Raw genomic sequence first — 16095 nt, forward strand, 5'->3', positions numbered from 1 at the left:
TAAAAATGCACCGGCTTTTTACCTTTCACCGCCAAGCGGACGTCATCCACCATTTGACCGTTTGAAAGCTCAACCACCAAAAACGCGTCCACCCTTTCCGCCAGTTCAGCCAGCTTTAACTTGGGAAAAGGGAAAAGAGTAATCGGCCGCAACATGCCGATCGGTATGCCTTTGCCTCGCAATTCGTCAACCGCTGATTGAAGGAGGCGCGAAACGACGCCGTAGCCGATTAATACGACTTTTGCATCCTGAAGCTGATACTCTTCGTAGCGAACTTCGTTCTTTTCCATCTCGGCATACTTTTTCTGCAGCTTCAGATTATGCGCTTCAAGTTCCGGGGGATCGAGGTAGATGGAAGTGATCAGCTTGTCTTCGTCGAGTCCTTCGGCATAAAGCGCCCAATCTTTTTTCGGCAAATGTTCAAGAGGCGCCGGAAATTCAACCGGCTCCATCATCTGCCCGATAAAACCGTCGGCCAAAACAACTGCCGGATTTCGGTATTTGTCCGCCAACTCGAAGGCCAGCATGGTCAGATCGCACATCTCTTGGGCGCAATTGGGGGCGAGCACGATCATCTTGTAATTGCCGTGGCCGCCGCCTTTGACGATTTGATTATAATCGGATTGCTCCGGTGCGATGTTACCCAACCCCGGTCCGCCGCGCATAATGTCCACGATGACAACCGGCAACTCGGAACCGGCACAATAAGAGATGCCTTCCATTTTGAGGCTGATGCCCGGGCTGGAGGAGGCCGTCATGGCGCGCACGCCGCCGGAGGCCGCGCCGTAGAGCATGTTGATGGATGCCACCTCGCTCTCTGCCTGAAGAAAAACGCCGCCGACCTGCGGCAGGTAATATGCCGCTGCTTCGGCAATCTCTGAAGCCGGTGTGATGGGATAGCCGAAAAAAAATCGGCAGCCCGCCAAGATGGCCCCTTTCACAACCGCTTCATTGCCTTTGATCAACTCTTTGGCCATCTATTCGTTCTCCTTATAATTGGGAACGACATACCCTTTTTTGTACACCGCAATGGCACCCGGCTCAGGGCAGGCATAGAAGCAGTGACCGCAGCCGATGCAGCCCTCCCCGATATATCCTGCCGGATGATATCCCATGCGGTTCAAATGGCGTTGCTGGAACAAGACTTTTTTCGGACAAATATCCACGCACAATCCGCACCCCTTGCATTCGTCTTCATTGATGACGACCAGAGGCTCCTTTAAACCGACAGCTGTTTCCATAAGAGGATCCTTTACCTAATCAAAAAATGTATTCACGCAATAAATGGGTTGAACCTTCGCTCCCGACCGATGGTTGTTGACGGCCCATGGCCGCAGTGCACCACAACCTCGTCCGGAAGGGCCATCAAGACCTCCTTGATTGATCGAATTAAAGTCTCATAACTGCCTCCGGGCAAATCGGTACGCCCGATACTGCGGCTGAACAACACGTCACCGACAAAGACCTGATTGTCGACAAGCAGGCTGATCGATCCGGGCGAATGACCCGGAGTCTCCATGACCCTACCTTTCAACTGCCCCCATTCAATTATTTGCCCGTGAGTAAGCCACTGATCCACCTGAACCGGTTCCGGCGGCGGCAGGCCGAACAACGCAGCATGCATAGATGCCTGCTCGATAAGCACCTGATCTGCCGGATGCGCCAAAACCGACGCGCCGGTTCGGCGCGCGAGCTCGGCGGCTGCGCCTAAATGATCGAAATGTCCGTGCGTGAGGAGAATATAGTCGGCTGTGAGCCGGTTTTGGGAGAGATAATGGAGAATTTTTGTCGGTTCGTCGCCGGGATCTATGATCAGCGCTTGATGCGTCGCCTCGCAGGCGACGACGAAGCAGTTGACTTGAAGCGGACCGACGACGATGACTTGGGTTGCCATGCAGGCCTCAATAGCGCTGCTTTGTCTAAAAACCGTTTTGCTAAAGCAGACCGGAGCAGGTTCGGTGCAGCCTATCTATTTCGACGACGTCGCTCTGTTCGTCTATCGTCACCTTAAAATAAGCAGTTTTTGCGATTTTTCAAATTCTTTTGTCGTCAACCGGCAAAAGTAAACGCCGCTCGGCAAAAGAGCGCCGTTTTCGTCGGCCCCTTCAAACGGAACCTCATAGCGGCCGGGCGGCAACTGGTCCTGCAAAAGAACCAAAAGTCGTTGCCCCAGGAGAGAATAAATTTCGAGTCGAACCTGTGCCGTTTTGGGGAGAGCAAAGCGGAAAATCGTACGTTCGTTAAATGGATTCGGATAATTGCCCCAAAAAGCAAAATCATCAGGAAAAGACTCGCTGTTGGACAATGCTTCGCGAACCGCTGTGCCGATGACCATATTTTTGCCCTGCATCCGGCTGAGATTCGGCGTGCCCAGCCGATCCGTCAACAAAAGGCCGCCGTCGTAAGTCCCGCCTGCGTTGAGAAAGGCGTCGCGGTCGATGGCATAGCTCTGCGACGACATGCGGTCGCTTTGTGCGACGCCGGGCGCTGCAGCGGAAACCAGCAATATGCAGAACACGAGGAGTCGCTTTCGCATGGCACCCCCTACTGCAGCGCGACAAGGATGCGAATGACGCCTTCGCCGGTGGGCAACGGCTCGAGCGCCTTGCCGAGAATGGCGCCTATCTGCGGTTGAGTCGCTTTTTGCGCATAACCGCGCTTGGACGAGGTGGTCAAAAGGTCGCCGACGGCAATCGGTTCCACAGCAACCACCTTGCAGGGCACAATGCCGGCCAAAGCCAAGGGATAATAGTTTGTCTGTGGTGCGGCGTCGCCGACGATAACTGTGGGCGCAGTGGAAACAACGCCTGCTACCCGAATGTCGTTAGGACGATCACAGAGTTTAAAACGCATCGGCGCGGAGGGATCGATGACGATCACATCGCCTGCTTCGACCGGTTCCACCAGAGGCACCAGTTCCGCCAAATCGCCCCAGGCGCCGCTGGTACAAAAGGCCCGGCCTTCGACGTACAACCCCCATTTCGTCGGATCCGTGGCGCGGGCATACACCCCGTACTGAGCGCCCTCGCCGTAAACGCCGGTCTGCGCCCCCACGCCCTTGACGCCGACGTATCCTCGCCCTTCGAGTCCGGACGCGCTGGTGGAAGGCGATTGATTCGCCGCCGTAATGACCGCACCGTCAGGTTGATTCTGCTGGACCCAAAATCCGTTGGCCAAATGGGTCCCCAATACGGCTCCTGCCGCAATATCGTTGGACTTGACCTCGCCGTCGCGAATCATGCCGCTCGTGATTGCGTTTTCCTGATTTTCGTTGACGAACATGGAATTGTAGACGACACCGCTTGCATATTCATCGGCCAGTTGGATTTGCACGTCGCCGCTGATCCCGCCGCCTGCCAAGCCTCGTCCGGCAATCACACCCGTGACGTCGCCCGCCGGAAAGGCCAGATCCTCCGGTTGGATCGTACGGTTGAGAATGTCGGCGGAGGTGATTTCGCCGTCCCGAATCATAGCCGAAGTAATCGAGTTGGGTTCATTTCGCAGGACAAAGCGGCCGTCAAAAGCGGAACCGGTCTTGTAACGGTCGTTGAGCGACAAAGTGACCGTACCGACCGTTCCTCCGCCCGCCAAGCCGTCACCGGCCGTGACGCCGTTGATGGTGCCGATTGGGAAAGCCATGTCGGCAGGTTGGAGCGAGCCGTCCTGAATGTCGATCGATGTGACCGAGCCGTCCACGATCATGGCGCCGGTAACGCTGCCCGCCTCGCCGCGTTTAACGAAACGGCCGTCGAAAGCCTGGCCGCTTTGATACGGCCCGCTCAATCCGATGGTCACGTTGCTGCCGCTGCCGCCCCCTTCCAACCCGGGCGCCAGCACCGTAATGCGGTCAATGCCGCCGGTGCCGATCTCGAAAGCTAAATCTTTTTTCTGTATCGAACCGTCGACGATCATCTCACCGGAAACACTGTTGGGTGCGCCTTTTATGACGTACTTGGCGTCACCCTGCACATGGGTCACATAGCTGCCGGCGGGCTGTCCGCCGAGGGCATAAGCATCGATTTTGTTCATTCGATACGACTCGGCCGCCGATTTGGAATAGTATTCGCTTGCCGGCAGACCTCCCAGCGCTGCCGCATTGTCGGCATAAACGGCTGTCGGCACGCGGTTGATCGGCCTGCGCGGCTTGAGCGTCTCATTGTTGATCGTCACCTCCAGCCATCGACTCTTGCCGTCGAACAAAACCAGCGGCAGCGCCGCGTTGCTTCCCAGATGAGCGGTAAAATAGCCAAGCCGCACATCCACCGTCTGCGTTTCGTACCAGAGCTTGTTGCCCCCGTCGGCTGCATCCCAGATCGAAAAAGTGACCGTAATGGCGCCGGAAACGGGCTGCCCCTGAGCGTTACTTAAATAGCCTTGGTAATCGATGATAAAGCTTTGGCTGACGGAAGAAATTGCCGATGAATCCGTTTGCGTCGACTCGGCCGGCCAAACCTTCCCCATAATAAAAATAGCAAATCCAACAATTGAAAAGACACGCCGAAAATTGTTCGAAATAGTCATTGCTGCGTTCCTCTTCTTATAGATGCTTAACTCTTGACCCTGTTCAAAGTACGCTCTATACCCCTTGAATGCAGAATGGATTTAATAACGGCCCGAAATTATACGAACAAAAATTGATTTGCAATTATTATTCCTTTGCTCTAAGTTGAAAAGAGTTTTCCAATAGCATGGAAAGCGGATCAAAAAAATCTTATTTTCCGGAGGAAATCATATCAAAAATAGGATATGGGGTTGTTTTGCTGATAGTTTTATCTCTTGCTCTTGCCTGTGGAAATGATGATAAAGACAAATCTCCAACGACTCCTGGCCCAGGAACTCGAAACGGCACCTTGACGGCAACCCTCAGCGGAGATATCAACCTTAACTTTAACTCTAATACTGCTTACGGCCTGCAAAGTCAAGCCGATGCCGCAAGCGGTGAGCCGGGATTAATGCAGGTGCAGGGTGTAGTCAATGTCGGCGGCGTGCAATATTCGATCGACATTCAAATCTATCGTAATCCGGCCACCGGCACTTTTCAGCTCCGCTTTCCGCCGCAAGACGGGGTAGGTTCTGTGCTCAAGAATTCAGACGGTTATTTCTCTGAATCGGGCAGTGTAACGTTTACGCAGGTCAGCAAAACCAGTATGGCAGGAACGTTTAATTTCAAAGCCTTCAAGATGGGCGGCGTTGGTCAAAAAGTAACGGTCGACGTTTCGAACGGGTCCTTTAATGTTCCTGTAATTTATGAGGATTAACCTCGTTTATATGTTACCGACAGCTGCAGATTACATCCGGTTTCCCCGCTTTAATTATCGCTATGTTTATCTGAGAGTTCATTGAAGGTAATCGCTGCTTACTGCTCGGAATCAATTATCCAAATCTCGTCCTGCGGATCCGAAAGAAACTCTGATCCTTGCGCTTTTACGACGAGCATCTCCTCAATCGTTGCAATGCCGTAGCCGGCAATCGTCAACCGCGGTTCCAACGTAAACACCTGCCCTTCTTCCACAACGGAATAGGGCAAATCTTTGTATCGTTCCCAGCGGGGGCAAAGCAGCGTACCGCCGTCATGAGCTTTACGGCCCACTTGGTGGCCCAGCGCATGCGGATACTCTTCATAGCCGGCATCGAGTATCGTTTTTCGGGCGACGTGATCGACCTCCCAACCCAAGCGCCCAGGCCGCAGAAACTCGGCGGCGCGGCGTATGGCCTCGCGCACCGTCGCAAAGCCGCGCAACACTTCAGCAGGGGGCTTTTCTTCGCCTGGACGTAAAAAGTACCAGGTTCGCTGCAGATCGGCCGCATAGCCCTCTTTGCGTACGCCAAAGTCGATGTTCATAACATGTCCCGGCGCCGTGAGGCGCCCCGTAGGACCTGCGTGAGCACCGGCGGTATCCGGTCCGGTAAAGACCGCCGGACAATGCGTCTCTTCCCAAGCCGGTTCCAACCCGCGCGCTTTGATCCGGCTTTTGATGAATTCGGCGATCTCCTTTTCGCTCATGCCGATGCGGACGAAAGAAGTTACCGATTGGAGAATTTCGAGCGTCTCGGCAACGGCTCCCTTGATCAGCTCCAGTTCAGCAGGCGTTTTGCGGCCGCGCAGAGCGGCAATAAGCGACTCGCTCGAAATCAACCGCGAGAGAAAAGGGGTATCGCGAAGATAATCGCACAGCATCAGGTACATGCCGTGCGTCAGCCCGTCGGCGGTTGGATCGTTCAGCGAATAATTGACGGCAATGGATGCGGGATTGAATTCGCGCAAAAGCTGTAACAGCTCCTCGCGCATGGAGGCAACGTAGGTGAGAACCTCATAATCGGCATGATCGCGGATGTTCTGTGCATCCAAACTGCCGACGAGCGCAACAGCCCTGCCCGTTGCGCTGATGAGAAAAGCAGACTGCCAGGTACAACCGGTCCCCAAGATCAGATCCAATACCGGATCGGGCGTCGACGCAGTCTCGCGCACGAACGTCAGCCAGACGTCGATACCTTTTTCGCGACAAATCTCCGCCGCCTGGCGGATCTTTTCATTGATCAATCTCTTTCGTTCGCTCGAACTCATCATCTTTCCTCAGGTTTTCCGGTGTGCCCCTCAGATTAAAAATATGCCGAAAATGCATTCGCTTCGCCCCATACAGTCACAAATTCCGGAACATCTTACGCAGAGTAATTTTTCACCCCGCCGGCTGCCGAGGCGGCGGCTGCATTCGGCCGATTGAAAAGGCTTTTTCCTTGATTTGAGCAAAAAGAGATTCGGGCACCTTCATCATGCCCAGCATGAGGTTCCCCTCGCGGCCGCCGTGGCAGTCGGAACCGCCCGACTGGAGCAGTCGAAAGCGCTTGGCCCAATCGGCAAATTGCGCCTGCTTTTCCGGCGTGTGTTTGGGATGAATTACCTCGATGCCGTCCAAACCGCAGGCGAGCAGCAAAGGGAGCAGCTCTTCGGGCGAGGGAGTGGTCGCAGGATGCGCCCAGAACACCAGTCCCCCCGCGTCTTTGATGATTTCGACGGCATGCCGAAGCGAGAGGCTGAATTTGGGTATGTCGCCTGAACGATTCTCTCCCAAATATTTTTGGAATGCCTCATAGACCGAAAAAACATACCCCTCTTCCACCATCACCTGGGCAATGTGCGGTCTGCCGATCGGCGCCCCGTTCGCCTTTTGCAGCACCATCTCATAGGCGATATTGATCCCCTCTTTTTCGAGCGCTTGAACGATCTTTTGCGCCCGTTCCCGCCGCGACTCTGCCAAAAGCTCAATGTAACCGGCAATCGCCGCGCTGGTACAGTCGATATAATAACCCAAAAGATGGATTTCCACCCCTTGATGCAGAACGCTGATCTCGATACCGGGAATGACCTCCACCCCTAAAAGCGAGCCGGACGTGAGGGCTTCTTCGACCCCGGCCACCGCGTCGTGGTCGGTAATGGAAACCGCTTTGATTCCCCGTCGTTGCGCCTCTTCAATGATCTGTTTCGGCGTCAAAAGACCGTCCGAGTAAACCGAATGCAGGTGTAAATCGACAAATCCTCGCTGATCAGTGGGAGCATGGGAATAAGAAAAATCCATAAAGATCGTTCTCAATCTTCTTTGGGCCGCCTGCGCACAACTATAGCCGAAACGAAAATGCTGATCTCGTAAAGGACAATTAAAGGAATGGCAAGCATCAGCTGCGACATGACGTCCGGCGGCGTCACCAGGGCGCCGAGGATAAAGATCAGCACATAGGCATAGCGGCGATACTCACGCATAAAGCCCGGCGTCAACAACCCCATTTTCGAAAGCAAAAAGGACAAGACCGGCAGTTCAAAGACCACGCCGAATGCCAGGATCATAGTCACAACAAAGCCGAGATACTTGCCGATGGTGATCATGGCGCTGAGATAGTCGGTCTGAAAGCTGAGCAGGAACTTGATGGCAAACGGGATCATGATGTAATAGGCAAAAGCACCGCCCGCTATAAAGCAAAGCACGGTTGCAAAGGCAATGGGCGGCACCAGCTTGCGTTCTTTTTCCAACAGTCCCGGCACAATGAACTTCCAGAACTCATACACTACGTAGGGCAGTGCGATGATCAAGCCGCCGAACATGGCGACTTTGATGTAAATGACAAAGCCCTCGGGAAGAGAAAGGTAGATCAGCTTTAAATCTTCGGGCGCCGGAGCGCGTAAAAAGTCTATGACCTGCTTTTGGAAAATGAAGCAGATGATCATGCCGATGAAAACGCCGATCAAGCTGCGGATGATCGTCCAACGCAGCTCCTCCAGATGTTCCCAAAAGGACATCCGCTTTTCATCAATCGTTCTCTTTTTACGTCGTTTCGGCTGCTCGTCTTTTTCCTGCTCGATCTTGTCTTCAACTTCTGTCATAGATGTATCAAAACCTCAACGCGTTTTACGGAACCAGCTTTAGACCGGAAAAGCCGAGAAAAGCAATAGCCATCAATCCGGCCATGATGAAAGCAATAGGAACGCCCCGTAGCGATTGCGGAACGTCTGCAAGCTCGAGCTTTTCCCGAATTCCGGCCATCAAAATCAGCGCCAAGGTAAATCCGGCGCCTGCAGAAATGCCGTGGATGATGCTCTCAATGAACGAATACGACTGCGTCACATTCAAAATGGCGACGCCGAGAATAATGCAGTTGGTGGTAATCAAGGGAAGATAGATGCCGAGCGCCTTATACAACGAGGGACTGCTCTTTTGAATGACCATTTCGACAAACTGCACCAATGAGGCGATCACAAGAATAAAGACAATGGTGCGCAAAAAGGTCAGATCGGGCGGCTGCGACAGGGGCAGGATCAAATAAAATAAATTTTCCTGCGTCGGGGCCAGCAGGTAATGGTTCAGCACATAGGTTACGGCGGAAGCCATGGTCAACACAAAAGTCACCGCCGCGCCCATTCCGACTGCCGAATCGAGATTTCGTGATACGCCGATATAAGGACAGATGCCGAGAAAACGTGAAAAGACAAAATTGTTGATAAAGATGGCGCCGACGGCAATGACGAGCAGATTCTGCAGTTCCATAGGGTCTCCTAACTGCGCGCGGTGCGCCTGCGTTCAATCCAATTGAAAAAGCCCAACAGAAAGCCGATAACCAAAAAGGCGCCGGGAGGCAGAACCATCAAGAGGACCGGTTCAAAAGAACTGCTCATCACCGGCACGCCCATGAAAGTACCGTTTCCCAAAATTTCACGAATGGTTCCCAAAATGAAAAGCGCCAGCATAAAGCCCAATCCCATGCCGAGCCCATCGAGAAATGCCAGACCGACGGAATTTTTACCGGCAAACGCTTCGGCACGGCCGAGAATGATGCAGTTGACGACGATCAACGGCACAAAGATGCCGAGCGTTTTGTGCAGCGCCGGTAGAAAGCCGGCCATCGCCAAATCGACAATCGTTACGAACGTCGCTATCACCACAATGTAAATCGGAATGCGGATCTTTTTCGGAACGATGCCCCGAATAAGCGAAATGATGACGTTCGAACAGATCAGCACAAAAGTCGCCGCCACGCCCATGCCTAAGCCGCTTTCCACCGAGCCGCTGGTGGCGAGCATCGGACAACAACCGAGCATCTGTCGAAAAATGGGGTTCTCTTTGTAAATACCTTTGGTGAATTCTTTCAACGCCGACATGCTTACCTCTGTCTTTGCCGGAATCATTCAGCGCCCTTGGCTCTTTTCAATTCGTTAAAAGCCGATACGATCGATTTGGTCACCGCTCGTGAAGTGATGGTGGCACCGGTAATGCTTTGAATCTCGCCGCCGTCTTTATCCACGGCGACGGTTTCGGCTGCTTTGCCGAGGAATTGACGCTGAAACCAGGCATCGGCCTCGCCGTATTTGATCTCTTCAATCCGTGTACCCAGACCCGGGGTTTCCTTCTGTTCTAAAACCTTAATGCCGATGATGGTGCCGCTCGTATCGACGCCGACAAGCGTCTTGACGTCGCTCGAATAACCCGGCCATTGGCCGATGAGCGCATATCCGACCAGCTCCCGTTTATCGGCAGAACGATAACCTTCGTAATAAAGAATCTTGCCGTCTTTTTCGACCGGAAAAACGGCGTCCGGCGCCGCGCCGGGAATGGCGGCGCTCAACGCCTCCTGAAGTTCAAGCTGTTTCTGCAGTTCGATCTTGGGTTTGGTAACGGAATAGATGCCTGCCAAGGCTGCAGCCGCGACCGCACATACGACCATAAGCAATGCGCCGAGCTTGAGGATTTCTTTCATCGCTCTTTCCTTCCGCCGAAAACCTTGGGCCGCGTCATTCGATCCAAAAGAGGAGTGACAAGGTTCATCAATAAAATGGAATAGGAGACGCCTTCCGGATAACCGCCGATGAGACGAATGATCACCGTAATGACGCCGCAGCCGATGCCGAAATAGATGCGCCCGGCAAAGGTGACCGGCGAGGTGACCATGTCCGTGGCCATAAAAAAAGCGCCGAGAATCAATCCGCCGGAGAGAACATGAAAAAGAGGATTGCCGGTAAAGAGGCCCTCTGCACCGCCGAACATCCAGGTGAGCAGCGCAACCGTTCCAATATACGAGAAGGGAATTTTCCAGCCGATGTAGCGGCGATACATGAGAAAAGCCGCTCCTGCCAGCAGCAACAACACCGAAGTCTCACCGATACAGCCGCCGACTCGACCGATGAACAGCTTATCGAGAGAATCATACAGCTTTCCGAGCGTTTCCGCCGCTGCAGTCTTTTGCTCGGGAGTGTAGGCCTCCGGATGCGCCAGGATGGCGCGGCAGCTTTTCAGAACATTCAGTGGAGTAGCTCCCGTCATCACATCGATGCCGGAAACGGTGCCGCCCAACGGCACCGAGCGGTCGAAAATCGTCATGTGCGTCGGCCAGGAGGCCAGGAGAAAGGCGCGGCCGAGGAGCGCCGGGTTCATCGGATTATGGCCCAAACCTCCAAAGGCCATCTTACCGACGGCGATGGCGAAAAACGATCCGATCGCCGGTATCCAAAGCGGCGTCTGTACCGGCACGTTGAATGCCAACAGGATGCCGGTCACGACGGCGCTTCCGTCCGCAACGGCGATCGGCTTTTTCAACAGCTTTTGCAAAATTGCCTCGGTAACGACGGCCGAGATGACCGCAATCGCTATGATCCACAACGCCCGCACGCCGAAAAAATAGACGGCGCCCGCCGCGGCAGGAAGCAGCGCGAGGACCACACTCCACATAATCTTGGCAACCGATTCGCCGGAATTCAGATGCGGCGAGCTTGTAACCTGCAGCTTTTTGTCCATTTTTCTGTGTCCGTTAGAATTCAGCTTGCCTTTTTCTGCTGCTGAATGACGCGAAATTTTCCGTACTTGATGAGATGAACCAAATTGATGTGCGCCGGGCAGACAAACGCACACGAGCCGCATTCGATGCAGTCGAGCACATTATACTCTTTAACCGTTTCCCACCGCTCATGCCTGACAAGCTGACCCAGCACTTTCGGCATCAAACCCATGGGACAGACATCGATGCAGTGGGCGCACGAGATGCAGGTGCTTTCCCGTCGCGGTGCAGCCTCCTTGGCCGTCAACACCAGAACTCCCGATGTGCCCTTGATGACCGGCGCCTCCAAGGACGATTGGGCAATGCCCATCATCGGGCCGCCCATGATGACTTTGGCCGCATCTTCGGTTAGGCCGCCGCACTGTTCGAGTAGAAACGAAAACGGCGTTCCCAAGGGCACCAACAAATTTTTCGGTTGCCGAACCCCCGAGCCGGTTACCGTCACTACGCGGGCCGTCAGCGGTCGGTTCATAGCCACCGCCTCGTAAACGGCGACGGCCGTACCGACATTCTGAACCACGCAGCCGATATCCATCGGCAACCCGCCTGCCGGTACGCGGCGGTCAACAAGCGCTTTGATCAACTGCTTTTCCGCGCCTTGCGGGTATTTGACCGGCAGAGTGACGATTCGGTAAGGAAGGTTCAGTTCTGCTGCCTTTTTCCGCAGCGCGGCCGCGGCATCCTTTTTATTGCTTTCGATGCCGATAATGCCCGTAGCGGCGCCCGTCACTTTCATCATAATCTGCATGCCGCGCAAAATCTTTTCCGTCTGTTCGAGCATCAGCCGATGATCGGCAGTTAGAAAAGGCTCGCACTCGGCGCCGTTGAGGATGAGCGTATCGATCTTTTTATCGGCCGGCGGACTCAGCTTGACATGCGTCGGAAAGGCGGCGCCTCCCAAGCCGACGATGCCGGCCGCCTGAATCCTCCGCCGTATCTCTTTGACATCGAGCTCCAGATAATCCTTCTCGAGGCTAAAATCAGCGTACGGCGTGTTCTGCCCGTCGTTGGCGATGACGACGGAGAGCACCGGCGTTCCCGAAGGATGCGGCCGGTTCTCTACGGCTTCGACGGTACCCGAAACCGAGGCATGACACGGCACTGAAACGAATCCGCCGCTCTCACAGACGGGTTCGCCGAGGCGTACTTGGGCGCCCTTTTCGACGATCGGTCGCGCAGGAGCGCCGATGTGCTGAACGACCGGTATGACCACGAACGGCGGGGACGGACAAGGCTCTATCGGCAGCCTTTCCGTCAGATGTTTACACTCGGGAGGGTGGATACCGCCTGGAAAGGTGTTTCGACTCAGAAATCCCACGCTGTTCTCCGTAGAAAAAGGTTTGCGGCAACGCCGCGAGCTACAGCTTTTTTAATTCGTGCAAAAACTCTTCTTTTGCCTGAAATTTGCGGTAAACGGAAGCAAAACGAACATAGGCTACTTCATCCAGTTTTTTCAGCTCCTCCATCACCATTTCGCCGATCTCTTTGGAGGGTATTTCGTCCGCGCCGCGGTCGCGGATGGCATATTCCACCCGCGAGGCGAGCTCTTCGATCGCCGCAGCCGAAACCGGCCGCTTGGTGCAGGCGAACTGTATGCCGCGAATGAGTTTGGCGCGATTGAATTCTTCCCGTGTACCGTTCTGTTTGATGATCCATAGCGGAATTTCATCGACGGTTTCGCGCGTCGTGAAACGGCGGCCGCATTTCAGACACTCGCGCCGTCTGCGGATCGAGCGTCCCTCATCCCGCATCCGCGAATCGATCACTTTGGAATCATAAAAATTGCAGAACGGGCATTTCATGGTTGAACCAACTTTAGACCGGATAGAGAGGAAACCTGCGGCAAAGTTCCTCGACTTGACCTTTGACTTCCATTTGCACGGATTCATTCGTAATATTGAGCAGCACGCGGTCGATCAGTTCGGCGATCAGCTCCATTTCCGCCTCCTTCATCCCGCGTGTCGTCAAAGCCGGTGTGCCGAGGCGAATGCCGCTGGTGACGAACGGGCTCTGGTCGTCGAACGGCACCATGTTCTTATTGGCGGTAATGCCGGCCTTTTCCAGTGCTTTTTCCGCCTCTTTACCGGTCAGTTTGTGCGTGCGCAGATCGACCAACATCAAATGCGTGTCGGTTCCGCCCGAAACGATGTGATAACCGCGATTCATCAGCGCAGCCGCCAAGGTTTTGGCGTTGGCAATAACCTGCTTTTGATACTCGACGAATTCGGGCTGCAGCGCTTCTTGAAATGCGACGGCTTTGGCGGCAATGACGTGCATCAGCGGGCCGCCCTGGAATCCCGGGAAGACGTTAGAGTCGACAATCTCGGACCACAGCTTCAATTTGCCCTTGGGATTGAGAAGGCCCATGTCGTTCTCGCCGTCTTTGCCGACGAGAATCATACCGCCGCGCGGCCCGCGCAGCGTTTTGTGCGTCGTTGTGGTCACAAGGTGGCAATGCGGAATCGGGCTGGGAATCAATCCCGCGGCAATCAGACCGGCCGGATGGGCGATGTCGGCCACCAGCTTGGCGCCGACGCGGTCGGCGATCTGCCGGAAAGCGGCGTAATCGATCGCCCTTGCATAGGCGCTTGCACCGCAAATAATCAGTTTGGGCTGTTCCCGGACGGCGATCTTTTCCACTTCGTTCATATCAATAAAGCCGTCGCGATTGACGCCGTAATGCACCATTTGAAAAAAGCGACCGGAAAAGTTGACCGGACTGCCGTGAGTCAAATGGCCGCCGTGAGCCAGATCCATACCTAAAACTTTGTCGCCGTATTGAATCAGGCTGAAATAGGCCGCCATATTGGCTTGAGAGCCCGAGTGGGGCTGTACGTTGGCATGATCGGCATTGAAAAGTCGGCAGGCCCGCTCGCGCGCCAGGTTTTCCACCTCATCGACAAACTCACAGCCGCCATAATACCTGCGGGAAGGATAGCCTTCGGCATATTTGTTGGTCATCACTTGTCCCATTGCCTCCAAAACGGCGGGACTGACAAAATTCTCCGAGGCGATCATTTCCAGCTTGTTGTTTTGGCGTTCGGTCTCTTTTCGTATCGCGGAAAAAACTTGCGGGTCGATCTGCTGTAGAAATGAGCTCATGAAATCGTTTTACCTTCCTGTTAGTGAGTGAATCTTGGCCACGCGCTCGGCATGACGTCCGCCTTCGAACTCGGTCTGCAAAAAAATGCGGATCATCCTGACGGCAAGGTCAATCGTGGTGGTACGGCCTCCCAAAGCAATCAAATTGGCGTCGTTGTGTCGTCGGGCCATCTCGGCCATATACTCGCTGCAGCACAAAGCTGCTCTCGCCCCTTTGACTTTGTTTGCAGAAATGCTGATGCCGATGCCCGTCCCGCACACGATAATGCCGAAGCGAGCCTCTCCGGCAACAACCTTTTCAGCCGCGGCAACGCCGTAATCCGGATAATCGCACCGTTCTTCGCTGAATGCCCCTATATCGAGATACTCGATGCCCTCTCGAGAAAGCCACTCAACAATTTTCTGCTTTAGTTCAAAGCCGGCATGGTCTGAGGCAATAACAATCGGTATCAACTGCAAATCCTGCGCTGTTCGAATGGTGTTTTGGGAGAGGCTTAACGCCCCTCCCAATCGTGACTCAGTGGATTTATCGAATCAAGGAAGCCAGGTGTAGCAGTCCAATCTCGGCTGCTTGACATCCGGAAAGAGAAATTTATCTTCTTTGGTAGGAATTTCGGTTTGGATATAGTTCATCTTGCGCTTGGCCAACTCGGCAAATTGCGGATCTCGAGCGGCCATTTGATATTGATTATATGCTTTTTCGTAAACCAGTTTGTCGTCAATATTGGTAATTCGTTTCTCGCGCTTGGAAATGCAGTCGTCGGCAACGGCTTCATAGATTTCGCCCTTGACGATATACGCAAGGCCGTAATTCGGGTTTATCTGCTGCGCCCTCTGCACCGTAGCCATAGCCTTTTGATAATTCTTCAGCTCTTTGTAACAAGTGGCCATATCGCACAGCACCTTGGCGTGATTGGGTTTGGCCGCAAGAATTTTTTCATATTGCCGGATTGCTTCCGTATATTTGCCGTCGTTCTGCAGCGCGTTGCCGCGGTATTCCATCGCCTCATAGTCCTCCGGACGCAGTCTGAGCAGCATATCGAATTTTTCCACTGCCTTCTGGTAATCGCCGCGCCGAAAATACATGCGTCCGATGCTGAACATCAAATTGGTGTCTTCCGGCTTGGCCGCCAGTGCTTTTTCCTTGGCTTCGATTACTGCATCCTCGTCGCCGGTCTGCGCCAACAGGGAAGCATAGATCTCCTGCGCTTCGGCATCGTTGGGATCGAGCTGGGTGAGCTTTTCATAAATATCCAGCGCTTCGTCGTTGCGGTTGGCGGCAATCAGCAGACGACCGACGTTCTTGTAATCCGAGGTGGTCTGGCCGTCGTTCTCGATCGCCTTCAGATAGGCGTCGATAGCCTCGGGGAACTGCTGTTTGGCGCTCAAAAGCCATGCCGCGCTGCGGTAAAAGAACGCGTTCTGCGGATATTTCGTCACCGCCTCCTGATAGGTGATCAAAGCGCTGTCAGGCTGCTCGAGTTTCAAGTACGAGTCCGCCAATTCGGTATAGATGCTGGGATAGCGCTTTTCTACATCCAGTGCCGCCGCTTTTTTGAGCGGAGCGACCGCATCTGCATAGTTTCTATTTTTCCAATGTTCATGGCCGGTGCTGAAGGCGATCAAAAATTCACGCTCCGCTTTTGCGCGGGCGATAGAATCTTCCTTTGCCTTCTG

General features: G+C 54.1%; 18 protein-coding genes. 1 reads left to right on the plus strand and 17 read right to left on the minus strand.

Annotated features, from left to right (window positions below):
- The 5 genes from ONB24_05275 to ONB24_05295 form a co-directional block, all read right to left on the minus strand.
- A partial coding sequence (locus ONB24_05275) for a 3-methyl-2-oxobutanoate dehydrogenase subunit VorB (protein MDZ7315518.1) occupies nt 1-977 on the minus strand: 977 nt, incomplete at its 3' end.
- Nucleotides 978-1241 carry a 4Fe-4S binding protein gene (locus ONB24_05280; protein ID MDZ7315519.1) on the minus strand — a complete coding sequence of 88 codons (264 nt, stop codon included), beginning with the start codon at nt 1239-1241 and terminating at the stop codon, nt 978-980.
- Nucleotides 1242-1273: 32 nt separating this feature from the next.
- Nucleotides 1274-1894 carry an MBL fold metallo-hydrolase gene (locus ONB24_05285; GenBank protein MDZ7315520.1) on the minus strand — a complete coding sequence of 207 codons (621 nt, stop codon included), beginning with the start codon at nt 1892-1894 and terminating at the stop codon, nt 1274-1276.
- Nucleotides 1895-2002: 108 nt separating this feature from the next.
- On the minus strand, nt 2003-2536 hold the full coding sequence (locus ONB24_05290) for a T9SS type A sorting domain-containing protein (GenBank protein MDZ7315521.1): 534 nt from the start codon (nt 2534-2536) through the stop codon (nt 2003-2005).
- A gap of 8 nt (nt 2537-2544) precedes the next feature.
- On the minus strand, nt 2545-4461 hold the full coding sequence (locus ONB24_05295; GenBank protein MDZ7315522.1) for a hypothetical protein: 1917 nt from the start codon (nt 4459-4461) through the stop codon (nt 2545-2547).
- Between the two features lie 227 nt (nt 4462-4688).
- On the opposite strand from ONB24_05295, the gene ONB24_05300 reads away from it, so the two are divergent.
- Nucleotides 4689-5258 carry a hypothetical protein gene (locus tag ONB24_05300; protein MDZ7315523.1) on the plus strand — a complete coding sequence of 190 codons (570 nt, stop codon included), beginning with the start codon at nt 4689-4691 and terminating at the stop codon, nt 5256-5258.
- A 98-nt stretch (nt 5259-5356) separates the two neighbouring features.
- Here the strand turns inward: ONB24_05300 and ONB24_05305 are convergent, their stop codons facing one another.
- From ONB24_05305 to ONB24_05360, 12 genes are all read right to left on the minus strand, one after another.
- The gene (locus ONB24_05305; protein ID MDZ7315524.1) at nt 5357-6568 is read right to left on the minus strand and encodes a Xaa-Pro peptidase family protein; all 1212 of its coding nucleotides are present in this window, start codon (nt 6566-6568) and stop codon (nt 5357-5359) included.
- A gap of 109 nt (nt 6569-6677) precedes the next feature.
- Nucleotides 6678-7574 carry a PHP domain-containing protein gene (locus ONB24_05310; GenBank protein MDZ7315525.1) on the minus strand — a complete coding sequence of 299 codons (897 nt, stop codon included), beginning with the start codon at nt 7572-7574 and terminating at the stop codon, nt 6678-6680.
- An 11-nt stretch (nt 7575-7585) separates the two neighbouring features.
- Nucleotides 7586-8374: a twin-arginine translocase subunit TatC gene (gene tatC, locus ONB24_05315; protein ID MDZ7315526.1), complete on the minus strand. Its 789-nt coding sequence runs from the start codon at nt 8372-8374 to the stop codon at nt 7586-7588.
- 25 nt (nt 8375-8399) lie between these two features.
- Entirely contained in the window at nt 8400-9035 is a 636-nt protein-coding gene (gene rsxA, locus ONB24_05320) for an electron transport complex subunit RsxA (GenBank protein MDZ7315527.1), read from the minus strand.
- A gap of 8 nt (nt 9036-9043) precedes the next feature.
- On the minus strand, nt 9044-9646 hold the full coding sequence (locus ONB24_05325) for an electron transport complex subunit E (protein ID MDZ7315528.1): 603 nt from the start codon (nt 9644-9646) through the stop codon (nt 9044-9046).
- Between the two features lie 23 nt (nt 9647-9669).
- Nucleotides 9670-10242, minus strand: a complete 573-nt coding sequence (locus ONB24_05330; GenBank protein ID MDZ7315529.1) for an RnfABCDGE type electron transport complex subunit G — start codon at nt 10240-10242, stop codon at nt 9670-9672.
- Nucleotides 10239-11276, minus strand: a complete 1038-nt coding sequence (locus ONB24_05335) for an RnfABCDGE type electron transport complex subunit D (GenBank protein MDZ7315530.1) — start codon at nt 11274-11276, stop codon at nt 10239-10241. The genes ONB24_05330 and ONB24_05335 overlap by 4 nt, the downstream gene beginning before the upstream one ends.
- Nucleotides 11277-11296: 20 nt before the next feature.
- Nucleotides 11297-12625, minus strand: coding sequence for an electron transport complex subunit RsxC (rsxC, locus tag ONB24_05340; protein MDZ7315531.1), 1329 nt, complete (start codon nt 12623-12625; stop codon nt 11297-11299).
- A 49-nt stretch (nt 12626-12674) separates the two neighbouring features.
- Entirely contained in the window at nt 12675-13118 is a 444-nt protein-coding gene (nrdR, locus tag ONB24_05345; protein MDZ7315532.1) for a transcriptional regulator NrdR, read from the minus strand.
- A gap of 13 nt (nt 13119-13131) precedes the next feature.
- Nucleotides 13132-14418, minus strand: a complete 1287-nt coding sequence (locus ONB24_05350) for a serine hydroxymethyltransferase (GenBank protein MDZ7315533.1) — start codon at nt 14416-14418, stop codon at nt 13132-13134.
- A 9-nt stretch (nt 14419-14427) separates the two neighbouring features.
- Nucleotides 14428-14868: a ribose 5-phosphate isomerase B gene (gene rpiB / locus ONB24_05355; protein MDZ7315534.1), complete on the minus strand. Its 441-nt coding sequence runs from the start codon at nt 14866-14868 to the stop codon at nt 14428-14430.
- Between the two features lie 84 nt (nt 14869-14952).
- Nucleotides 14953-16095: tetratricopeptide repeat protein (locus tag ONB24_05360; GenBank protein MDZ7315535.1), on the minus strand; the 1143-nt coding region annotated here is incomplete at its 5' end.

This window comes from candidate division KSB1 bacterium (assembly GCA_034505495.1).
Lineage (GTDB): Bacteria > Zhuqueibacterota > Zhuqueibacteria > Residuimicrobiales > Krinioviventaceae > Fontimicrobium_A.